Below are 21,139 nucleotides of genomic sequence, written 5' to 3'. Positions count from 1 at the left end.
CAAGCGACCGAGGACCCCCACCGAGAAGATCAGCCAGCAGTCCGCAGCCTGACTGCGGCGGCCCCAGGGGTTGGAGAATTACGCCGACACCACCCCTGGGGAAAACCGCCGTCGTTCACAGCTGCGTCAACTGCTGCCCGCCAAGGGCCCGGGGACGGTCCCGGCGGTGGCGATCACCGACCAGCCGCGGTACGGCTACCGCGGCGGCGGCCTCGACGTCTCCCGGCACTTCTTCACGGTCCCGGCAGTCGAGCGCTACATCGACCTGCTGGCCCAGTACAAGTTCGACTACCTGCGGCTGCACCTCTCCGACGACCAGGGCTGGCGGATCGCCGTCCCCGGGCTGCCCGCGCTGACCGGCATCGGGGCGTCCACGCAGGTCGGCGGCGGCGCGGGCGGCTTCTACACGGACGCCGAGTACCGGCAGCTGGTGGCCTACGCCGCGGCCCGGTTCATCACCGTGGTCCCCGAGGTCGACCTCCCCGGCCACTCCAACGCGGCGCTGACCGCCTACCCCGGCCTTGCCTGCCCGGGTGACGCCAAGGCCCAGCCGTACACCGGTACCGACGTCGGCTTCAGCCGGGTCTGCACCGGCAAGGAGTCGACCTACACCTTTGTCGACCAGGTGGTAGGCGCCCTTGCCGCTATGACGCCCGGTCCCTATATCGGCATCGGCGGCGACGAGGCGAAGACCCTCTCCGCCGCCGACTACACCCACTTCATGGCCCGCGCCGCCGCGCTGGTACGCCAGCACGGCAAGCAGCCGCTGGCCTGGGACGACGCCGCCTCGGTGGGTAAGGGCTCACCCACCCTGCTCGGGGTGTGGCACCCCGCCTCGCAGCAGCCGCCCGGCCTGGACGCGCAGATCGGCACCGCGGTGAAGGACGGCTCCAAGCTGGTGATGGAACCGGCCGACCGGGCCTACCTGGACCAGAAGTACGACGCCACCACCCAGCTGGGGCTGCAGTGGGCCGGTTTCGTCAGCGTGCAGAAGAGTTACAGCTGGGACCCGGACACCTACCTCGGCATCAGCCTCCCGGCCGGGGCGGTCGCCGGGGTCGAGGCCCCGATGTGGAGCGAGACGCTGCGGAGCACCGACGACCTCTCCACCATGCTGCTGCCCCGACTGCCCGCCCTGGCCGAGGTCGGCTGGACCCCGGCGGCCGAGCGCTACTGGGACGAGTTCCAGCAGCGGCTGGCCGACCAGGCCCAGTACTGGCAGGCGCAGGGCCTGCCGTTCACCCGGACCACCGACGTCCCCTGGAAGTGACGCCGCGCCGTCCTTCCAGGCGGCCGGCGGGGCGTCAGTCGCCCAGTGAGCGCAGTGCGCGGTGGACCAGGTCGACCGCGGCCAGGGTGGTCGAGGCGTGCGCGCAGAGCCGGATCTGGTCCGGCCGCGCGGTGGCGGTGACCCCGTGCTCGGACAGCGCCTTGGCGACCGTGCCCGGGTCGGTGTTCGGGACCGAGAAGGAGACGATCCCGGCCCGCTCGTGCTCGGCCGTGGGGGAGTGCACCAGGCCGCCCGCGCTGCGCACGGTGTCGATCAACTCGGCCGTGCGCTGCCGGATCTGACGCACAATCCGCTCGGTCCCGGCTCGTTCGACCAGCTCCAGCGCCCGCGCCAGCGCCGCCGCGGCGATCGGGTTGTGGTTGGTCAGCGAGAAGCGCCGGGCGCCCTCGACCGGGGGGTGCTCCTCGCCGTCGAACAGGCCCGGCTCGTCGACCCCGGTCCAGCCGGTCAGGGTCGGTTCCAGTCGCTCCAGGGCCAGGTCGGAGGCATAGAGGAAGCCGGTGGACCAGCCTGCCCTGAGCCACTTCTGACCCCCGGTGACCAGTACGTCGGCGGCGGTCCAGGGCAGCTCGGTGGCGCCCAGGGCCTGCATCGCGTCCACGATCAGCAGCCGGTCCGGGCCGATCACCTCCTTGATCCCGGCCAGGTCGGCCCGGAAGCCGGTGCGGAAGTCCACCGCGGACAGCGAGACCGCGACGGTGTCCGGGGTGAGCGCGGCGCGGACCAGGTCCGGGGTGATCCGGTGCAGCCGGTCCGGCCGCACCGGCACCGGCCGGACCCGGCCGAGGGCGGCGGTCCGCAGCCAGGGGTAGAGGTTGGAGGGGAACTCCCACGCGGGGACCAGCACGCTGCCGCCGGGCAGCCCGAAGGCCGCGTGGAACAGGCCGGTGCTGGCGTTGGGCAGCAGCGTGACGTTCTCCACCGACCCGGTGCCGATCAGCCGGGCCGCGGCGCGGCGGGCCCTCGGCTCCTCCTCCATCAGCTCGTCCACGGTCTGCCCGGCGGCGTGGGCGGCCCGGCCGGTGAGCGCGGCTGTGGTCTCCACCACATCGGCGGACGGCGGGCCGAAGCGCCCGAAGTCCAGATATCCGGCCGGCTCCAGGAAGTGCTCGGCGTAGCCGGACAGGCCACCGGGGCCAGGCAGTGCGGACATGCGCGTTCGCTCCAGAACTTCGATGGTCGAAAGGGCAGACTGGGGGGCGTGAAACCAGCCGCAGACCCTGTCGCCGCCCGTACGGGCGAACTCGCGCGTACGAACGAAGAGGCCGGTATGCCAGAAGACAGTAGGCCCGCGGGTCCGCCCGGCGTACGGTACACCGCGTCCGACGAGGTGAAGCGGCGTGGCGTGCGCCGGATGAAGGCCATCGCCACCGGCTTCCTGCTGGTGGCGACCCTGGTCTACGTGCTGACCAGCTGGGCCGTTCGCAGCGGCGCCGGCTCCTGGGCCGGGTACGTCCAGGCGGCGGCCGAGGCCGGGATGGTCGGCGCGCTGGCCGACTGGTTCGCGGTGACGGCGCTGTTCCGCCGCCCGCTGGGGCTGCCCATCCCGCACACCGCGATCATCCCCACCAAGAAGGACGTGTTCGGGCGCAGCCTGGGCCAGTTCGTCGGCGAGAACTTCCTCTCGGTGGAGGTGGTCCGGGGGCGGCTGCGCGGCCTCGGTGTCGGACGGCGGCTCGGCGAGTGGCTGTCCGCGCCGGGCAGCGCCGAGCGGGTCACCCGGGAGGCGTCGGCGGCGCTGCGCGGGGCGCTCGCGGTGCTCCGCGACGAGGACGTGCAGGCGGTGGTGGGCGAGGCGGTCACCCGGCGGGCCGCCGAGCAGCAGATCGCCCAGCCGATAGGCCGGATGCTGGGCCGGATCCTGGACGAGGGCGGCCACCGCGGGGTGGTCGACCTGTGCGTGGTGCGGGCCCACGACTGGCTGGTGGAGCACGACGAGTCGGTGATCAGGACCATCTCCGAGGAGGCCCCGGGCTGGACCCCCAGGTTCATCGACCACAAGATCGGCGAACGGGTCTACCGGGAGCTGCTGCGCTTCGCCACCGACGTCCGCGACGACCCGGACCACGCCGCGCGGGGCGCGGTGGACAGCTTCCTGGAGGACTTCGCCGAGGAGCTGCGCAGCGACCCGGACACCATCGCCCGGGTCGAGCAGGCCAAGGCCGACCTGCTGGGCCGCTCCGAGGTCCAGGACCTGATCGCCTCGGCCTGGAGCGCGATCCGCGGCATGGTCCTGGACGCGGCCGAGGACGAGGAGAGCCAGCTGCGGGTCCGGCTCCGCGACGGCATCCGCAGCTTCGGCAAGCGGCTGGCCACGGACCAGCGGATGCAGGCCAAGCTGGACGGCTGGCTGGAGGACGCGGCCGAGTACGTGGTCGACACCTACCGCGACGAGATCACCTCGCTGATCTCCGACACCGTGGCCGGCTGGGACGCCGACGAGGCCTCCCGCAAGATCGAGGCCAACGTCGGCCGCGACCTGCAGTTCATCCGGATCAACGGCACGGTCGTCGGCGCGCTGGCGGGACTGCTGATCCACACGGTGTCAGCGCTGGTCTGAGCCGGCGTCAGCCCGGCTTCGGGCCTTGTCGGGTGGGAGGTCAGCCGCGCCAGTGCGAGGGTTTGAGGGCGTCGGCCAGGGCGTGGTTGACCTCGGTGCGGACCTGTTCGGCGTCGGCCTTGTCCTGGCCCCAGTCGCGGCGTTCGGCCTTGGGGTCCCAGGCTCCTCCCCGGTAGGGGGTCGGGGGGACCGGGGAGAGCACCAGCTGCTCCTCGCCGTCCCCGGCCGGGGTGATCACGCAGAGGCTGCGGGGGTCGCCCGCCGCCCAGAGCCGCCCCTGCGGACCGGGCAGGGCCCGGAAGCCGGTCCGGGCGGACTCGGCCAGCGCGGTGCCGGTGGCCGGGTCGATCACCTGCAACCGGTTGTCGTCGCGCTGCCAGGTCCGGTGGTACCAGTAGTGCAGAGTCATCGTTCAGCGCCGTTTCTACCCCTCAAGTGCCCTCGTTGTGCCCTGGACACTTGAAACCGCGACCAGTAATCGTCGCCTTGACGTGAATCTATCGATCGGAAGGATGGAGCTGTCCTGTCTGACATGCTGAAGGTCCATCGAGAGGGGCCACGGCGATGCAGTGGAAGATCCATGGGGAACGCCCGATCTACGAGAACCCTTGGGTGAACGTGTGGTTGGTAGATGTCGAACAGCCGGACGGGCACCGCTGGGAGCACCATGTGCTCAAGCTGCGGCACCTGGCGGTGGCGGCTGTGGTGAACGATCAGAGGCAGGTGCTGATGATGTGGCGGCACCGCTTCATCACCGACTCCTGGGCGTGGGAGCTTCCGATGGGGCTGATCGAGGCCGATGAGACGGCGGCCGATGCAGCGGCGCGGGAGGTACTGGAGGAGACCGGTTGGCGTACCGGTGAGATGAAGCCGCTGATCTACGCTCAGCCCGCCAACGGCATCACCGACTCCGAGCACTTCGTCTTTCGCGCCGATGCGTTGGAGTACATCGGCCCGCCGACGGAACGCAATGAGTCCGACCGCCTGGAGTGGATCGCACTGTCCGATCTGCGTGGCATGATCGATCGCCGGGAGATCGTCAGCAGCGGGTCCCTTGTGGGCGTGTTGTACCTGTTGCTGGACGAGTCTGGGCTGTAGTCAGCCCGTCGCTTCTTTCAACCGTTCTTCCAGCTCAAGGACTGGGCGGAAGGAGTGGTAGGGCGTGAGCAGCGGACGGATTTCGTGCAGGTGCCCTGTGATGCGGGGGGAGTCGACGGCAAGGGCCAGCTCCAGGGCTTCGGTTGCCGTATCGCAGGCCGCCTCGACCTGGCGGCGCTGCAGCTGGGTCTTGGCCAGCCAGAACGAGTGGAAGGCCTTGCCTCGCAGGTTCGTTTCCGGTTCCCTCCGGAGGGCCTGGTGGATGAGTGGCTCGGCAGCGTCCGCGTCGCCGAGCTGTCCCAGGGCGATACCGGTGTCCACGGTGAGCTTGGTCTGGTCGAAGTAGTGCACCCAGGCCGGGTCTTCGTCGGCGGGGCCGATGCGTGCGAAGTGCTGCTCGGCTTCGAGTATGGCCGTGTGGGCGGCCTGTCGGTCATGTGCGCTGGCGTGACCGAACGCCTCGCGGATGGAGAGCATCGCCATCAGCCGCGGGGTGCCTCCGTCGTTGCGGGCGGCGTCCTGGGCAGCTCGCACCAGGGTGATGGCCTCGGTTGCCCGGTCCTGATAGGTGGCCTGCAAGCTCAGGCAGGCCAGCACGTTGGCAGTGAACGTCCGGTCCTCGATGGCGCGGGCCAGGCGTAGCGACCGGGTGAAGTAGGTCCGGGCGGTGCTGTGCTGACGGGCGTCGAAGTACGTCCACCCGGTCAGACGCGCTAACTCGGCTGCGATGCCATGAAGGACCCGCCGGTAGTGGGGATCTGTGGTGTCGTCCAGGACGCCCAGGACGTATCTGAGCTGGCCGATGACGGCCGGACGCAGGGCTTCGCCGCCGTGCTCGTCGTCCCTGCGCCAATAGTCCTCGATGGACGTCTGCAGGGACCGCAGTGTGCAGGGGGTGACCTTGGTGTTCGCGGCGATGATGAGGATGTCGTCCAGTTCGCTGGTCGGCTGCTCTACAGAGTGTGGTGGGCTAGGCACTTTTCCCGCTGTGCCGATCTGCGGTCGGCGTGGGGTGGGGGCCTTCGTCTGCTCCCACGCGCGTGCGGCCAGCCCCAGCATGTGCCCGGGGATCTGCAAGCCGTCGGCGATGCGTTCGATGACGTTCATGTTCGTGATCTGACGCTGTCCCGAGAGGACTTCGCCCACCCGGCTGGGGGTGAGTTCGCACAGGTGGGCGATGCGGGAAGCGTGGATGCCAGCCCTCGACTTCACCAGGCTGAAGATCCTCGTGAAGTCCCTGGCGGCACAGGCGGTGACCATCTCCGGGTCCACGAGAAGACGCCAGGGCAGACCCGGCGGTGCCTTGGGTTCGGCCATGTCCGACGCTCCCTTGTAGATCATCGCTCACCGTCACGCGAGATCACTGAAAGCGAGTTTACCCATTGTGGGTACACATGCTGGCCTTATCCCCGAACGGGACGTCAGGCGATTCTGAGACCCCCGGGATCCCCGGAGGGAGCACGAAGAAGGACGCCGTGCCGTGCTCGACGGTGCGTCTCGGCGTCCAAGCGTCTGGCGAAGGGTTCCCAGCTGTGCCTGCCACCACACCCACCCCCGTCCGGGGTCCCTACGGCTTCCGGGTGCTGCCCAGCGGCAAGGCCGTGCCCGATTCCCGACGGCGCGTGATGGTGGCGGTGCGCGGTTGGAATCTGCCCCTGAGCGAGAGCGCCCTACGCGATGTCGAGCTGTTGTCCAGCGAGTTGATCACCAATGCCCTCCGGCACACCGATGCCACCTGTGTCGTATGCGTCAGGTGGAGCGGAGGGCGTCTGCGCGTTGAGGTGACCGACACCGATGCGGCAATGCCCCAGGCCGCCGACGCTGGACAGGATTCCACGCGGAGCCGGGGGGTTGTTTCTGGTCGACGCCCTGGCCGCCAAGTGGGGAGCCGAGCCCGATCCTGGTGGCAAGCGCGTGTGGTCCGAGGTCGGCGACGATGCCGCCGCTTGCGGCGGCGAGCGCCTGACGGCCCTGGTGAGAGCAGCGATCCCCAGCATCGGCACCCACGCCGCACTGCAGGCCGGCACATGATCAGCGCACCGTCCGAAGAGCTTCAACCGCCTTCGTTGCACCGGCAGCCGGCCCGCGCCGGCGGAGCGCCCAGTCACGAATCCATCAGGAGAAACACCGTGTCCTCAACCATGCCTCTCCCACCGCCTGATGAGCCTCAGATCGGTGACCTGGTCACCGACGAGGGCGGCCGGGAGCTTGTCGTCACCGACATCCGAAGCGGAACCAGGGTCGTTCGCCCTCTGGTCGGTGGCAGGGAGCAACCTGTCCAGGACGTCGGTGCGTTGACTGTCGTCGCGCGCCGTGGCACCTGGGGCGACAGCCCCGGTCGCAGAGGACAGTGATGAGTGGTCGCCACGCCAGACCCGACCCGGCGACTGTCATGTTGGCAGGCAGCTGGATCGCGGCCGGGAGTGCACTCCTGGTGTGCCTTGGCCTCTGCGCCCACGAGTCCCTTCCTGACGCGCCGAGCCAGGCCTCTCGGACGGTTCCGGTCTTGATGCCCGACGCTCTCGCGCCGGAAATCTGAGATCCGGCCGCAGTCCGACTCGCCTGACCTGCGCTGACTCTCTCGCGCAGCGCTCTCCCGGATCCGGGCAACCGGTCGGGCCGCTCCGTGCTTCCCGCTGCACGCCCGCAGCAGGAGAACCGAAAGAGGAAGGAGTACGAAGTGGCAGAAGACACGACACCGCAGAGCAGCCTGCTGGTGGCGGTGGAGGAGCTGACCTCCGTTCACGACCGCTACGACGGCCTGCGGTCCGACAACTCGGGCAGTTCCGGCGACTCGCCATGGCCTGGCGGCGACGGCAATCTGAACGACACCGAGTAGCGGCAGACGGCGGGGGTCCGCATGCTCCGACCCGCGGACCCCCGCCGGCCCCTGGCACCACACCAGCGAACGCATCAGGAGGGAACCATGGAGCACTGGCTGACCAGCGCCATCGAGACCGCACTCGGCTGGAACGGCGCGCAGGAACTCGGCAACGGCTTCGGGCGGGGAACCATCGACGACCCGGAACTGCTCTCCCGCGTCCTGACCCCGAACCGGATGCTCGACATCGCCATGCGCAGGAGCCTGAACCGCCCACAGTTCCGCGCCTTCCAGCGGGGCGAAGAGGTGCACCCCGCCGTCTACTTCACCGACAGCGTCAGCCCCCGGGGCCAGAGCATTCCCATGGTCAACATGCGGCACCTGGGAGGACTTTTGCGCGAGGGCGCCACTCTTATCCTCGACCAGGCCAACGTCTTCGACCCCACGATGGAGGTCGCGTGCCGGGCGCTGCAATGGTGGGCCCACGAGCGCGTCCAGGTCAACGCCTACCTGACGACGAACGACGCCTCTGGCTTCCCGCTGCACTGGGACGACCACGACGTCATCGTCGTCCAACTGGCCGGCGAGAAGCAGTGGGAGGTCCGAGGCACGTCCCGGGCCGTGCCCATGTACCGGGACGCTGACCCCAACAACACCCCGAGCCAGGACATCGTCTGGGCCGGAGTCATGCAGGCCGGCGATGTGATGCACATCCCACGGGGCCACTGGCACCAGGCGACCCGCGACGGCCGTGGAGCGGGGAACAGCCTGCATGTCACGTTCGGGATCACCAAGCGGACCGGTGCGAGCTGGCTGGCCTGGCTAGGGGACTGGTGCCGGGAGAACGAGATCTTCCGACACGACCTGGATCGCTGGCACGGAACCGGAAGCGAGGCGTTGACCGAGGCAGCCGCCCGACTGGTGCGCGAGCGGCCCCCGGCCGAGTTCCTGGCCGCGCACGGACAGGAAGTGACGCCCACCCGGCACGTCCCCTTCCTGGACATCTTCGGCCCTCTCGACTCGGTGGTCTGCGCTACCCACTTCCCTCCGCAGATCAGGGAGAACGACGAGAACATCGACGTGCTTGTCCTGGGGAAAAAGCTCACGTTCGCGGCCAAGGCCCTTCCCGCCCTGCGGCTGCTGCTGAGCGGCATGCCCGTCCACCTGGCCCAAGCGGTGACAGTGGTTGGTGCCGAGGTGACAAAGATCGCCGAGATCCTGGTGGAGGAACAGATATGCGCCCCGCTCACCCCCGAGTTGTCCTTGGGCTACACCGGTCTCGCTACCAGCGCAGCCTCCTGACCAACGCGCTGGACCTGGGCATCGACGCCATCGACACCAGCTTCAACTATCGCGGCTTCACCGCCCACGAGACCCTGGTGCGGGTCGCAGGCGATGTCCTGCCGCACCTCATGCTCTCCACAAAGGTCGGGTACTTTCCCGGGCCGAGCGCCTCCGAGCACTCCCTGGACCCGGCCCGCCTACGGGCCGCGCTGGAGCAAACCAATCGCGACCTGGGGCGGCCCCCAGACCTCGTCTTCCTCCACAATCCGGAAGCTTCCCTCGCCGACGCGACGGAGGGCTCGGCAGATGCATTGGCACGAGCGTTCGCACTCCTGGCCGATGCCACAGCACAGGGCCTGTGCCGGGCTTGGGGCGTCGCCTCCTGGAACCCCCGCCCCCTCGCCGCCCTGACTCTCCATCGGGCACCGCAACCGTCCGTCCTCATGGTCCGCGCTGGCCTGCTGGTCGGATCGGACACCCTGACCGCCGACGAAGCCCTGGCTATGCGGTGGGAGTTGGCACAAGAGGCTCTCTGGGGCATGAGCCCCTTTGGCGGCAGCGTCCACGACCCGGTATGGAAGGCCGTCGACCCGCGCCTGTTCCTCCAAGATCCGACCGGCGGCCTGACGCGCCTACAAGCAGCATTCCGGACGGCCTACTGCCTGCCCCGCGTGAGCACACTCGCGGTCGGCTCCGACAACCCCGCTCACCTGCGGCAACTGCTCAACGCCGTCGACTGCGAGGTCAACGACGTGGTCGTACAGCAGTACCGAGGGCTCTTGCGCGACCGGGCACGTCGTCAACGGGCTTGAAACTCCGCGACGATTCGAGCCGCCTCCAGCCGTGCGGGCTTCACCCGGGGATCCTCGGGATGCGCGTCCGTGCCGGCGAACTTCGAGGAGACGAACAACGTCATCAACTTGCCGTCCCGGCTCTCCAGATCGCTCCGCCGCTCCCGGCGCACGCGGTCGGCCAGCGCCGGGACGGTGAGCGAGCTTCCCCACAGGGACGCGGAGTCCAGCCCGAGGGGTGCGTTCCCCCAGTCCTCCCAATCGAACAGACAGAACTCCGGACCGCTCACGTTGGCCCAGTTCAAGTCCGCGTGCGCGGGAACCCAGGTGCTGATGGTCGTGTCGAACCCGCTACCGAACGCGCTTTGGACAGCCTCGGTAACCACGGGCTGCGTGATCAGTTCGGTGTCTGGTGTGGCCACGCGCGATGTCTGCTGAGCCGCCAGCGCATCCAGGGATGCGTTCAACGCCTGCCACCAGGCTTCCGACAGATGGGGAGCGGCAGCGAGCACGCTGGTCCCGATCGGCGTTCCCGGCAGAAGGGACGTCTCGTCGGCCCGCCACATCGCCGGCGCAGCCCCGTCCCGCCAAGCGACGGCCGACCGCCAGTCGGGCTTCGCGATCCCGTGGAGGGCAGCGGCGCACTCCGTGCCGTTCCAACCCTGCGTCCCGATCCTGTCGAGCCCCCGGCGCTCGATCCGGACCCAGCTCTCCCGGTCCGTGTGCGCCCCGATCGAACGCCGCTTGCGCACCACTGTCGTCCGGTCAAAGCGCACGTGAAGGGCCCGCTCGACATGCGCCAAGACGTCCTCGACCGACTCAACCCGCAAATCAACGGCATCGCCGCTTGAGATCGAAAGCCTCACGCTAGCGACCGTAGCAGCGGGCAGTCATGCCGTGGGGGTATTCGGCTGGCGACCTCAGTCCGCGCGGGCAATGATCGCCCGCGCGCAGCAGTTCGCCCTCCTCGCGCCGGACCGGCATCCGGGACGCGCACAACCGGTCCACGGTCGCCCGCAGTGCGGGATCGTTCAGTGCGGCACCGGGGGTGATGCCCGGGTCGGCCTCAACCATCGTGGGTCCCTTCCAACGATCCGCTCGACCCTGGTCTGACCCGGCGTCAGTAGCCGGTGGCGTTCCAGGTGTAGCCGTCGCGGCGGGTGGGCTTGTCCGGACGGTCGGCCAGCCAGGTCGAGCCGCCGTGCGGCTGCCGGTCCTGGTACTCGACCAGGGCGAACGGCGGCCGGTCGCCCGGTCGCATCGCGGCGGCGAACTCCAGCGCCGCGCGCTGCGGGACGAACGGCGACACCGCGAGCCGCACCTCGCGCACGCCGTCGCCGACCGGGCTGTAGGCGGCGACGGTCCGCGGGTCGCCCGCGATCCACACCGACCCGGCGGGTTCGGGCAGCCGCACCCCGCGGTCGTCCCGCAGCTCCGCGACCGGACGGTCGCCGCGCCGGTCGATCAGCTGCAGCGCCTCGCGGGTGCGGGCCCAGCGCCGGTGGTTGAACAGGCCGAGGACGGTGTCGGCCCGCTCCCAGCGCCCCGCCTTGTAGCCGTATTCCTGCCAGCGGAACTCCTGGAGCAGGTGCGCCAGGCAGCGGGCCCGGAGGTCGCTGTCGGGTGATGCCATGATCTGACTCCTTGCCGGTGGCGCCGTGTCGGGCCGGGGTCAGCCTGTGCCGTCGGCCTTGTCGCGGTCCCAGTCGCGGCGTTCGGCCTTCGGGTCCCAGACGTAGCCGTCCGCGCGCTTCGGCTTGTCCGGGCAGTCCGCGAGCCAGACCGAGCGGCCGTAGCGGAGCTCCTCCCGGTAGGGGGTCGGCGACGGGGCCGGGGCGCTGAGCACCAGGTGCTCCTTGCCGTCCCCGGCCGGGGTGATCACGCAGAGGCCGCGGGGGTCGCCGGCCGCCCAGAGCCGCCCCTGCGGACCGGGGAGGGCCCGGAAGCCGGTCCGGGCGGACTCGGCCAGCGCGGTGCCGGTGGCCGGGTCGATCACCTGCAGCCGGTCGTCGTCGCGCTGCCAGGTCCGGTAGTTCCAGAACTGGTCGAACAGGCCGGGGGCGCGGTACCAGGTGCCCCGCTTGTAGCCGTACTCCTGCCAGGGGTGCCGGGCGAGCAGCTCGCGCAGCTGCAGCCCCTCCTCGCGCCGGGCCGGCATCCGGGACGCACACCACCGGTCGACGGTCGCCCGCAGCGCGGGGTCGTTCAGTGCGGCGCCGGGGGTGATCTCCTGGTCGGCCTCAGCCATGGTGGTTCCCTTCTCTCCGGTCAGCCCAGCGCGTCGCGGATCGCGTTCCTGGTGGTCGGCTCCTGGCCGGGGGCCGCGGAGCCCTGGTCGCCGCCGTCCTCCCGCGGTGGGTCGAACGACAGGGCCGCGGCCAGTGTCGCCATCATGGTCCGGAACTCCGGCCCGTTGTCGAGGTACGGCGTGGCGAACTCGATCGCGGCGAGCAGCGTCCCGTCGTCGGACGGGACCAGCGCCTCCAGCAGGAACACCGGGGCGGTGGCGTCGTCGGGCAGTTCCGGGCCGCCGGGGAGCTGGGGTGCGGGCAGCTCCTGGACCCGCTCGCAGAACAGCACCGGGCGGCCGACCACGTCCAGCAGGTCGGCCTGGCCCTGCCAGTCCTCGGCCGCCAGCCGTTCCACCATCTCGCCGAGCAGCAGCCGGGGGTCGCCCGCCGCCTCGGTGTCCTGGACGGACACCACCAGGGTGGAGGTGACCTCGCCGCCGTCCACCGCCGAGGCGTGGCGGCCGATGCCGCAGTAGACGGCGCTGCGGTCGGCCAGGTCCTGGAGCAGCACGCCGAGGGTGCCGACGGTCAGCTCGACCAGCGGGCGCTGCTCGGGTTCGCTCAGCTCGGCGAGGATCCGCCGGGTGGCCGGCACGGTCTCGTCGAGGTCTCGCAGCGGCAGCGCGGAGTAGCCCTCGGGGATGTCCAGCCAGATGCTCCGCTCCTCGTCGGGGAGCGTCCCGGCGCCCGCGGCGGACGGACCGCCGAGGCCGTCGTCGATCCTGGTCATCAGCCCTCACCCCGGATGTCCTTGTAGATGTGCGTGGCCGCGTTCTTGCCCTTGAGGACCACGCCGACGGTGTGCTGGTAGGTCTCGGTGGTGGCGTCCTTCGCCAGGACGCCGCCCTTCTCCAGGACCGGGCGGACCCACTGCTGCTTGGAGAGCAACTTCGCCGCGATGCCCGGGTTCTGGGCCGCATCGTGCACCGCGGCGGCCATCTTGGGCAGCACCCGTGCACCCTCGACCAGCTCCTCGCCCGCGCGGGCCGCCTTGACCCCGGCGATGCCGGCCTTGAGCCCGGCCGTGCCGCCCTTGACCACGCCGCCGAGGCCCGGCACCACGCTCAGGGTGTCGCCCAGCGCGGTGCCCAGCGCGCTCCGCGCCGCCTTGTCGAAGTTGCCGTGGAGGGCGTCGCTGATGCCCTTGCGGAACTCCGGGTTGGCGGCGTCGACCGCGAGTGCGCCGGCGCCCGCCACCAGGGAGACGCCCAGCGCGATGGCGTCGATCGGCGGCGGCGTCAGCAGCGCGACCAGCCCGGCGATGGCGGAGATGGTGGACAGCACGGAGTGGATCGCGTCCAGGTGGTCCTTGACCCAGGAGCCCAGGTTGCTCAGGCCGGACTTGAAGTCGTTCCACATCCGGCTGAACATCCCCGGCTTGTGCGGGGCCAGGTCGGAGGCGGCGTGGTCCAGCGCCTGGGCGAAGCGCCGGGCTATCGCCTCGTGCTGCGACTCCAGCTCGCGGGCCTGCTTGATGATCGCGTCCAGCTCGCCCTTGGCGTCGGCGTCGGCCCGGTTCGCGGCGTCCAGGCCGTGCTGGGCGGTCTCCACAGCCTGCTGCGCCTGCTGCAGGGCGGCGCCGCTGAAGGTCTGGCCGATCAGCTTGAAGGCCGGGTCGGCCTGGGCGGTGACCACCTTCGCGGCGGCCTGCTCGGCCGCCTGCTGGGCGGCCTCGGCCTCGGCGTCCAGCTTGGCGGCGGAGGACTTGAAGCCGACCAGGTCGCCGTGCCAGTCATTGAAGATCCCGAGCGCGGTCTCCAGCGAGGTCTGCGCGGTGCTCAGACGCTTCGTCAGCTCGCCGTCCACGTGCGAGCGGAAGGCGTCCCCGGCCTGGCCCTGCCAGATGTCGTTGCCGGCGTCCCTGACCTGGGTGAGCAGCGAGCCGGACTCCTTGAGCGAGGCCGCCGCCGACTTCAGCACCGAGGCGATCGCGTCGACGTCCTCGGGTATCCCGGGGACCGGGTTGAAGCCCAGGTGGGGGTAGCTGTCCTCGGTGGCGCCGCCACCCGTCGCCGCCTCGTTCACGCGGCACCCCCGGCCAGGTTGGGCCGCAGGCTGTCGATGTCCGCGCCCATCGGGGTCACCACCGCGGAGTTGACCTTGTCCATGGCCTGCTTGATGGCCTGGTCGAGCTGCTGGTAGGCGTCGTGGGCGGCCTTCACGCCCTCGTCCGTCTCCTTGATGGTCTGCTGCAGCTGGCCCAGGCCGTAGTACCAGGTGCTCTGGAAGTGGTGCGCCGACGAGTTCAGCGCGTCGGTGCCGATCTGGCCGCCCTCGACACTGCCGAGCCGGCTCAGCGCCGACTCCATCTGGTCCCCGGCCTCCTGGAGGGAGGAGGTCATCCGCCCCAGGACGTCCAGGTCGACCCTGAAGAAGTCCCCCATCAAGTTCCCCGTTCTCTTGAGTGGTAACCGATCGCCTGAGCGACCGACGCTATCGCACCGTCGCACGTCCCCGTGCACCGGTCGTGAGAGGGTTGGGGAGCGCCCGCCGGAGACCGGGCGCGGTCGAACGGACGAGGAGCGGAACGTGTCGGGAGCAGTGTCGGGGGCAGCGGGGCCGGGAGCGGCGGGGTCCGGGCTCGGGGCGTTCATCGCCGGGATGCCCAAGGCCGAGCTGCACGTCCACCACGTGGGTTCGGCGTCGCCCGCGGTCGTGGCCGGGCTGGCCGCCCGGTACGAGGGGCAGACCTCGGTGCCCACCGATCCGGCGGCGCTGGCGAAGTACTTCGAGTTCACCGACTTCGCGCACTTCATCCAGGTCTACCTGTCGGTGGTGGACCTGGTCCGCGACGCCGAGGACGTCCGGGCGCTGACCTACGGCGTGGCCGCGGACATGGCCGCGCAGAACATCCGCTACGCCGAGCTGACGGTCACCCCGTACAGCTCGGTGCGGCGCGGCATCCCCGGCGAGGCCTTCATGGAGGCGATCGAGGACGCCCGCAAGGCCGCCGAGGCGGAGCTGGGCGTGATGCTGCGCTGGTGCTTCGACATCCCCGGCGAGGCCGGTCTGGAGTCGGCCGAGATCACCGAGCGGCTGGCACTGGACCTGCGGCCCGAGGGGCTGGTCAGCTTCGGCCTGGGCGGCCCCGAGGTGGGGGTGCCGCGACCGCAGTTCCAGCCGTACTTCGACCGGGCCCGTGCGGCCGGGCTGCGCAGCGTCCCGCACGCGGGCGAGGCGACCGGCCCGCAGACGGTGTGGGACGCGCTGAACGTCCTCGGCGCCGAGCGGATCGGCCACGGCACCTCCTCGGTCCAGGACCCGCGCCTGGTCGACTTCCTGGGCGAGCACCAGATCCCGTTGGAGGTCTGCCCGACCTCCAACATCGCCACCCGGGTGGTGCCGGAGCTGGAGCAGCACCCGATCCGGCAGATGGTGGACGCCGGGCTGTTCGTCACCGTCAACAGCGACGACCCGCCGATGTTCGGCACCGACCTCAACCACGAGTACGCAGTGGCCGCCGAGTTGCTCGGGCTGGACCGGGGCGGCGTGGCCGAGCTGGCCCGGCAGGCGGTCCGCGGCTCCTTCCTGGAGGACGCGGGCAAGCAGGCGCTGCTCGGCGAGATCGACGCCCATCTGGAAGCCTCGCTGCGCCAGGGGTAATCTGCATTCAGCTGACGGGGTGTCAGCTTGGCTGCGGTGCATGGGTGGTGACGGTGCGTCGGCTGCTGGTCGGGTTCGTCGAACTGGCCGTCACGGTCGGCCTGGTGCTGCTGCTGTTCGCCGGGTACGAGCTGTGGTGGACCAACCGGGCGGCGGACGCCGGCGCCCGGTCCACGGTGGCCCGGCTGGAGCGGGAGTGGCAGGCGGGGGCGGCGGCGCAGGCCTCCGCGCCGCCGGGCCCCGGCGGCACCGGCGCCCCCGCCCCCGGCGCCCTCGCGGGCGGTCCGCTGACGGTCGGCGGCCCCAGCGGCAGCGGCATCGACCGGATGTCCCGCGACCTCACCGCCTTCGCGGTGCTGCGGATACCGTCGCTGGGCATCGTCTTCCCGGTGGCCGAGGGCGTCGGCAAGCAGACCGTGCTCAACCACGGCTACATCGGCCACTATCCGGGCACGGCGATGCCGGGCCAGCCGGGCAACTTCGCGGTGGCCGGGCACCGCAACACCCACGGCGAGCCGTTCCGGCACCTGGACCGGCTGCGGGTCGGCGACACCGTCCTGGTCGAGACGGCCGGGTGGATCGACAACTACCGGATCGACTCGATCCTGCCGCAGACCTCGCCGTCCGACGTGGACACCGTCGCCGCCGTCCCGCACAGCGCGCTGCACCCCGGCGGCGGCTACGGCTACCGCGTCCCCGGCAGCTACCTCACGCTGACCACCTGCACCCCGGACTTCACCTCGCTCTACCGGATGGTGGCCTGGGGCCACCTGGTCGCGGCACAGCAGCGCACCGCGTCCTGACCGGGCCGCCCCCGGGTACGGTGGCCGGGTGACCGCCGCACCGCACGCACCCCGCTCGTCCCGCAGCCCCGGCGCGCCCGTGCGCGGCGGCGTTCCCGAGCACGGCCGGATGCCCAAGTACTACGCCGCCAAGGCCCAACTGGTGGAGCTGCTGGCCGAGCTGGGCGAGGGCGGGGCGCTGCCGACCGAACGCGAGCTGGCCGAGCGCTACGGCGTCGCCCGGGAGACGCTGCGGCTGGCGCTGCGCGAACTGCTGCTGGAGGGACGGCTGCGGCGGCGCGGCCGGGGCACGGTGGTGGCCGGGCCGAAGATCGAGCAGCCGCTGTCGCTGTCCAGCTACACCGAGGGGGTGCGCAGGCAGGGCCGGCTGCCCGGCCGCAGCCTGATCGGCCTGGAGCGCTTCGCCGCGGAGCGGGAGGTGGCCGAGGAGCTGGACCTCGCCGTCGGCGCCCAGGTCTGGCATCTGGAGCGGGTGCTGCTCGCGGACGACGAACGGGTCGGTCTGGAGAGCACCTACGCGCCGGTGGAGCTGTTCCCCCGGCTCGACGACGACTTCGACCCGGCCTCCTCCTTCTACGGCTACGCCCGCGCGGCGGCCGGGCTCACCTCCGGCGGCGCCCGGGAGCGGATCGAGACGGTGCTGGCCACCCCGCGCGAGGCGCTGCTGATCGGGACGCCCCCGGCGCTGCCGATGCTGCTGCTGCACCGCCGCAGCTGGGACGGCTCGGGCCGGGCCTTCGAGCGGGTCCGCACGCTCTACCGGGGGGACCGGTTCAGCTTCACCGCCGAGCTGGGCGCCAGCGGCTGACGGTTGAGCAGCTGAGGAGGGATGGTCGATGGGAGAGATTTTGATAACTAAATGGTAACGGGTCTAGTCCAAATGTGCCCGCTTGTTCATGCTGGAGACACCGGGAGAGCCCCCGCGGATCATCCAGAGGATCGAAGGTCGGACCCGTGAGAGTCATCGTCGTAGGAGCAGGAGCGCTCGGGACCATGCATGCCTGGCATGCGGTCGAGCGCGGTCACCACGTCGTCCACCTGGAGCGGGAGGAGCAGGCGCGCGGCGCCTCGGTCCGCAACTTCGGGCTGGTCTGGGTCGGCGGCCGGTCCGTCGGGCCGGAGCTGGACATGGCCCTGAGGGCGCGTCAGCTGTGGCAGGAGATCGCCGAACAGGTCCCCGGGGTCGGCTTCCGGCCCGGCGGCTCGCTGACCGTGTTGCGCAGCGCGGCCGAGTACGCGGTCGCCGCCGAGGTCGCGGCCCGGTCGGACGCCGCGCTGCGCGGCTGGGAGCTGCTCGACCCGGAGGAGACCAGGAAGGCCAACCCCGCCCTGCGCGGCGACGGCCTGCTCGGCGCGCTGTGGAGCCCGCACGACGCCAGGGTCGAGCCCCGGACCGCCCAGCGGGCGCTGCAGGACCACCTGCGCGCCTCCGGCCGCTACACCTTCCTGGGCGGGCGCGAGGTCCGCGAGGTGGTCGGCGAGCGCGCGGTCCGGGACGACCGGGGCGAGCTGCACAGCGGCGACGCCGTGGTCCTCTGCACCGGCGCCTGGCTGGGCGGTCTGGTCCGCGAGCTGGCGCCGCAGCTGCCGGTGCGCCGGGTCCGGCTGCAGATGATGCAGACCGAGCCGCTCGGCGAGGACCTGCCCACCTCGGTCGCCGACGGCGACAGCTTCCGCTACTACCCCGCGTACGCGGGCGGGGCGCTGGACGCGCTGAACGCGGTCCAGCCGCAGCACGAGACCGCCGCCGAGCACCGGATGCAGCTGCTGATGGTGCAGCGCGCCGACGGCACGCTGACCATCGGCGACACCCACGAGTACGACCAGCCGTTCGGCTTCGACGTGGTGGAGGAGCCGTACCGCTACCTGGCCGGGCTGGCCGAGGACCTGCTCGGCCGCCCGCTGCCGCCGGTCCGCCGCCGCTGGGCCGGCGTGTACGCGCAGTGCCTGGACCCGGCCCTGGTGGTGCACCGGGAGCGGGTGCGCGAGGGCGTGTGGATCGTGACCGGCCCCGGCGGCCGGGGCATGACGGGCTCGCCGGCCATCGGCGAGACCACAGCGAACGAACTGGAGTGGTGATGGGCACCGAGAAGAAGAGCACCCGGCTGGTGGTCCTGGACATGGCCGGGACCACCGTCGCCGACGACGGCCTGGTCGAGCGGTCGTTCGACGCCGCCGTGGCGGAGCTGGACGTGGTCCAGGGCAGCCCGGCGCACCGGACGATGGTGGACTACGTCCGCGCCACCATGGGCGAGAGCAAGATCTCGGTGTTCCGACACCTCTTCCCGACCGAGGAGCAGGCGCAGCGCGGCAACCGCGCCTTCGAGGCCGCGTACGCCCGGTCGGTCGGCGAGGGCCACTGCGCCGCGCTGCCCGGCGCGGAGGACGCCATCGGCGCGCTCCGCGCGGCCGGCCTCGCCGTCGTGCTGACCACCGGCTTCTCCGGGCCGACCCAGCAGCTGATCATCGAGGCGCTGGGCTGGCAGGGCATCGCCGACCTGGTGCTCTGCCCGGCCGACGCGGGCGGCCGTGGCCGCCCGTACCCGGACCTGGCGCTCGCGGCCCTGCTGCGCACCGGCGCGGCGGACGACGTACGGGAGTTGGCGGTGGTCGGCGACACCGGCTACGACATGCGCTGCGGGGTCTCGGCCGGCGCGGGCGTGGTGGCCGGGGTGCTCACCGGCGCCCATGACGCCGAACGGCTGCGGGCCGACGGGGCGAGCCAGGTGCTCGGCTCGGTGGCGGAGCTGCCGGCGCTGCTGCTGGGCGCGGAGCGGGCGGCGGCCGTCCGGTAGCCCGGCCGGGGCCCGTCGTATGCCGTCCCGCCAGGCGGGACGGCATACGCGGGGCCCGGCTGCCCCGACTACGCTGGGGATGGTCGGGGCAGCCGAATCCTTACGAATCTGGAGATGACGGACGTGGCGGAACGCAAGCCGGTCGAGTCCTGGCTGACTGACATGGACGGGGTCCTGGTCCACGAGGGGACGATCATCCCCGGCGCCGACGAGTTCATCAACCGTCTGCGGGAGTCGGGCAAGCCGTTCCTGGTGCTGACCAACAACTCCATCTACACCCCGCGCGACCTGCACGCCCGACTGGCCGGGATCGGCCTGGACGTGCCGGAGGAGTCCATCTGGACCTCGGCGCTGGCGACCGCGAAGTTCCTGGAGGGGCAGCGCCCCGGCGGCACCGCCTACGTCATCGGCGAGGCCGGGCTGACCACGGCGCTGCACCAGATCGGCTACGTGCTGACCGACAGCCGCCCGGACTACGTGGTGCTCGGCGAGACCCGCACCTACAGCTTCGAGGCGCTGACCAAGGCGATCCGCCTGATCAACGCGGGAGCGCGGTTCATCTGCACCAACCCGGACGAGACCGGCCCGTCCACCGAGGGCGTGCTCCCGGCGACCGGCTCGGTCGCGGCGCTGATCACCAAGGCGACCGGGGTGGAGCCGTACTTCGTCGGCAAGCCCAACCCGCTGATGATGCGTGAGGCGCTGAACACCCTGGACGCGCACTCCGAGTCCACGGTGATGATCGGCGACCGGATGGACACCGACATCAAGTCCGGCATGGAGGCCGGTCTGCGGACCGTGCTGGTCCTGTCCGGCCTCACCCGCGAGGTGGACGTCGAGCGCTTCCCGTACCGCCCGTCCCGGGTGGTCAAGTCGGTCGCCGACCTGATCGACGAGATCTGACGGCTGGTCACACCGGCACGGCCGTCGGGCATGTCGCTGTCCGATTTCTGGTTGTTTCATACTATTTTGCTCTGGTATGGGTGAACTGCCGATGGCGGGGTTCTTCGGCTGCCCTGGAGCGAGAGGAACAGCCCGATGGTCGAACTCCGTGCGGGCCTGACCGGGGCGGCGGTGTCCGCGCTGGTGCTGACCGCGGTGCTGCTGCCCGCGGCGGGGGCCGCGGCGCAGGGCGGGAGCGGGGTGGGTGCGCCGGGCGCGGTGCCCGGCGCGGTGCCGGGCGCGGTGCCGGGCGCGGTGCTGGTGACCACCGACGTCGCCGCGCCTGCGGCTGCACGTGCTGTGCCGGCTTCCGGGGGGTGGGACGCCATTGCCGTCGATCCCGCCACCAGCCGTTCCGGGGGCAGCGTCGATCTGCGGACCTTCGCCGACTGCGGTGGCACCGAGACCGGGTCGGTCGTCTCGCCGGTGTTCGCCGCGCCGGTGAGCCTCGCGCTGGCCGCCGACGGCGGGCTCTACGCCGAGGCCCGGGTCGCCAAGGACGCCGTACCCGGCACCTACCCGGTCCAGGAGCTCTGCCAGGGCAAGGCCGTCGCGGCCGGGACCCTGACGCTGGCCGCGCCGGTGGCACCGGACACCGGCGGCGGCTGGGGCGCGACCCGGGGCCTCCCGGGCCAGGACGCGCTGGGCGGTACGGCGGGTCGGGCGTCGCTGGCGCTGATCGGGGCGGCGGTGCTGGGCGCGCTGCTGCAACTGCGCCGCCGGGCGCACGGCTCCCGCCGGGCCCATGGCTGAGCGGGCACGGCCGGGCGCGGCGGGCGCGGGCGCCGGGACGCAGGCAGGCGCGGGTGCGGGCGCGGCGGGCGCAGGGGTTGGACTACGCCGTCCAGCACGACGGCTCC

Annotated in this window: 23 protein-coding genes; 14 read left to right on the top strand and 9 right to left on the bottom strand. The window is 71.6% G+C overall.

Annotation, left to right across the window (positions count from 1 at the left end; all coding sequences use genetic code 11):
• Positions 1 to 166 precede the first annotated feature (166 nt).
• Positions 167 to 1,270, top strand: coding sequence for a family 20 glycosylhydrolase (locus ACEZDE_RS33510; RefSeq protein ID WP_380544904.1), 1,104 nt, complete (start codon positions 167 to 169; stop codon positions 1,268 to 1,270).
• A gap of 34 nt (positions 1,271 to 1,304) precedes the next feature.
• Here ACEZDE_RS33510 and ACEZDE_RS33505 read toward each other — a convergent pair whose 3' ends face one another.
• Positions 1,305 to 2,444, bottom strand: a complete 1,140-nt coding sequence (locus ACEZDE_RS33505; protein WP_380544901.1) for an aminotransferase class V-fold PLP-dependent enzyme — start codon at positions 2,442 to 2,444, stop codon at positions 1,305 to 1,307.
• Between the two features lie 117 nt (positions 2,445 to 2,561).
• Here ACEZDE_RS33505 and ACEZDE_RS33500 point away from each other — a divergent pair, with 117 nt between their 5' ends.
• Positions 2,562 to 3,851: a DUF445 domain-containing protein gene (locus tag ACEZDE_RS33500; RefSeq protein ID WP_380544898.1), complete on the top strand. Its 1,290-nt coding sequence runs from the start codon at positions 2,562 to 2,564 to the stop codon at positions 3,849 to 3,851.
• A 40-nt stretch (positions 3,852 to 3,891) separates the two neighbouring features.
• Here ACEZDE_RS33500 and ACEZDE_RS33495 read toward each other — a convergent pair whose 3' ends face one another.
• Positions 3,892 to 4,260 carry a hypothetical protein gene (locus ACEZDE_RS33495; protein WP_380544896.1) on the bottom strand — a complete coding sequence of 123 codons (369 nt, stop codon included), beginning with the start codon at positions 4,258 to 4,260 and terminating at the stop codon, positions 3,892 to 3,894.
• A gap of 155 nt (positions 4,261 to 4,415) precedes the next feature.
• Here ACEZDE_RS33495 and ACEZDE_RS33490 point away from each other — a divergent pair, with 155 nt between their 5' ends.
• The gene (locus ACEZDE_RS33490) at positions 4,416 to 4,949 is read left to right on the top strand and encodes an NUDIX domain-containing protein (protein WP_380544893.1); all 534 of its coding nucleotides are present in this window, start codon (positions 4,416 to 4,418) and stop codon (positions 4,947 to 4,949) included.
• On the opposite strand, the gene ACEZDE_RS33485 is transcribed toward ACEZDE_RS33490, so the two are convergent.
• On the bottom strand, positions 4,950 to 6,266 hold the full coding sequence (locus ACEZDE_RS33485) for a hypothetical protein (protein WP_380544890.1): 1,317 nt from the start codon (positions 6,264 to 6,266) through the stop codon (positions 4,950 to 4,952).
• Between the two features lie 534 nt (positions 6,267 to 6,800).
• Between ACEZDE_RS33485 and ACEZDE_RS33480 the strand changes: the two genes are divergently transcribed.
• The 4 genes from ACEZDE_RS33480 (at position 6,801) to ACEZDE_RS33465 (ending at position 9,866) form a co-directional block, all read left to right on the top strand.
• Complete coding sequence (locus tag ACEZDE_RS33480) at positions 6,801 to 6,980, top strand: hypothetical protein (RefSeq protein WP_380544887.1); 180 nt, start codon at positions 6,801 to 6,803, stop codon at positions 6,978 to 6,980.
• Between the two features lie 649 nt (positions 6,981 to 7,629).
• A complete protein-coding gene (locus tag ACEZDE_RS33475) occupies positions 7,630 to 7,788 on the top strand; it encodes a hypothetical protein (protein WP_380544885.1) in 159 nt (52 codons plus the stop codon).
• 87 nt (positions 7,789 to 7,875) lie between these two features.
• Positions 7,876 to 9,072, top strand: a complete 1,197-nt coding sequence (locus tag ACEZDE_RS33470) for a JmjC domain-containing protein (RefSeq protein ID WP_380544882.1) — start codon at positions 7,876 to 7,878, stop codon at positions 9,070 to 9,072.
• The gene (locus ACEZDE_RS33465) at positions 9,006 to 9,866 is read left to right on the top strand and encodes an aldo/keto reductase (RefSeq protein WP_380544879.1); all 861 of its coding nucleotides are present in this window, start codon (positions 9,006 to 9,008) and stop codon (positions 9,864 to 9,866) included. Before ACEZDE_RS33470 ends, ACEZDE_RS33465 begins: the two co-directional genes overlap by 67 nt.
• Here ACEZDE_RS33465 and ACEZDE_RS33460 read toward each other — a convergent pair.
• From ACEZDE_RS33460 to ACEZDE_RS33435, 6 genes are all read right to left on the bottom strand, one after another.
• Positions 9,854 to 10,711, bottom strand: a complete 858-nt coding sequence (locus tag ACEZDE_RS33460; RefSeq protein WP_380544876.1) for a hypothetical protein — start codon at positions 10,709 to 10,711, stop codon at positions 9,854 to 9,856. The genes ACEZDE_RS33465 and ACEZDE_RS33460 overlap by 13 nt on opposite strands.
• A 254-nt stretch (positions 10,712 to 10,965) precedes the next feature.
• Positions 10,966 to 11,478, bottom strand: a complete 513-nt coding sequence (locus ACEZDE_RS33455) for a hypothetical protein (RefSeq protein ID WP_380544873.1) — start codon at positions 11,476 to 11,478, stop codon at positions 10,966 to 10,968.
• A gap of 39 nt (positions 11,479 to 11,517) precedes the next feature.
• Positions 11,518 to 12,093: a hypothetical protein gene (locus tag ACEZDE_RS33450; protein WP_380544870.1), complete on the bottom strand. Its 576-nt coding sequence runs from the start codon at positions 12,091 to 12,093 to the stop codon at positions 11,518 to 11,520.
• Positions 12,094 to 12,113: 20 nt separating this feature from the next.
• Positions 12,114 to 12,866 carry a hypothetical protein gene (locus ACEZDE_RS33445; RefSeq protein ID WP_380544867.1) on the bottom strand — a complete coding sequence of 251 codons (753 nt, stop codon included), beginning with the start codon at positions 12,864 to 12,866 and terminating at the stop codon, positions 12,114 to 12,116.
• Positions 12,866 to 14,161, bottom strand: coding sequence for a hypothetical protein (locus tag ACEZDE_RS33440; protein ID WP_380544864.1), 1,296 nt, complete (start codon positions 14,159 to 14,161; stop codon positions 12,866 to 12,868). Before ACEZDE_RS33440 ends, ACEZDE_RS33445 begins: the two co-directional genes overlap by 1 nt.
• Positions 14,158 to 14,520: a hypothetical protein gene (locus ACEZDE_RS33435; protein WP_380544861.1), complete on the bottom strand. Its 363-nt coding sequence runs from the start codon at positions 14,518 to 14,520 to the stop codon at positions 14,158 to 14,160. The genes ACEZDE_RS33440 and ACEZDE_RS33435 overlap by 4 nt, the downstream gene beginning before the upstream one ends.
• 217 nt (positions 14,521 to 14,737) lie before the next feature.
• On the opposite strand from ACEZDE_RS33435, the gene ACEZDE_RS33430 reads away from it, so the two are divergent.
• The 7 genes from ACEZDE_RS33430 to ACEZDE_RS33400 all read left to right on the top strand — a co-directional run bounded on the left by ACEZDE_RS33430 (position 14,738) and on the right by ACEZDE_RS33400 (position 21,032).
• On the top strand, positions 14,738 to 15,739 hold the full coding sequence (locus ACEZDE_RS33430) for an adenosine deaminase (RefSeq protein WP_380544910.1): 1,002 nt from the start codon (positions 14,738 to 14,740) through the stop codon (positions 15,737 to 15,739).
• Positions 15,740 to 15,783: 44 nt separating this feature from the next.
• Positions 15,784 to 16,542: a class E sortase gene (locus ACEZDE_RS33425; RefSeq protein WP_380544858.1), complete on the top strand. Its 759-nt coding sequence runs from the start codon at positions 15,784 to 15,786 to the stop codon at positions 16,540 to 16,542.
• A gap of 28 nt (positions 16,543 to 16,570) precedes the next feature.
• Entirely contained in the window at positions 16,571 to 17,350 is a 780-nt protein-coding gene (locus tag ACEZDE_RS33420; protein ID WP_380544855.1) for a GntR family transcriptional regulator, read from the top strand.
• A gap of 146 nt (positions 17,351 to 17,496) precedes the next feature.
• On the top strand, positions 17,497 to 18,621 hold the full coding sequence (locus ACEZDE_RS33415; protein WP_380544852.1) for a TIGR03364 family FAD-dependent oxidoreductase: 1,125 nt from the start codon (positions 17,497 to 17,499) through the stop codon (positions 18,619 to 18,621).
• Positions 18,621 to 19,337 (top strand): phosphonatase-like hydrolase, encoded by a 717-nt coding sequence (locus ACEZDE_RS33410; RefSeq protein WP_380544849.1) that lies wholly within the window; start codon positions 18,621 to 18,623, stop codon positions 19,335 to 19,337. The genes ACEZDE_RS33415 and ACEZDE_RS33410 overlap by 1 nt, the downstream gene beginning before the upstream one ends.
• A gap of 123 nt (positions 19,338 to 19,460) precedes the next feature.
• Entirely contained in the window at positions 19,461 to 20,240 is a 780-nt protein-coding gene (locus ACEZDE_RS33405) for an HAD-IIA family hydrolase (RefSeq protein ID WP_380544907.1), read from the top strand.
• 135 nt (positions 20,241 to 20,375) lie between these two features.
• Positions 20,376 to 21,032, top strand: a complete 657-nt coding sequence (locus ACEZDE_RS33400) for a hypothetical protein (protein WP_380544846.1) — start codon at positions 20,376 to 20,378, stop codon at positions 21,030 to 21,032.
• The last annotated feature ends 107 nt before the right edge of the window (positions 21,033 to 21,139 follow it).

Source organism: Streptacidiphilus cavernicola (genome assembly GCF_042510955.1).
In the GTDB taxonomy this organism is placed as follows: domain Bacteria; phylum Actinomycetota; class Actinomycetes; order Streptomycetales; family Streptomycetaceae; genus Streptacidiphilus; species Streptacidiphilus cavernicola.
The sequence above is the reverse complement of the archived record's forward strand: the minus strand, read 5'-3'. Positions and strand labels throughout refer to the sequence as shown.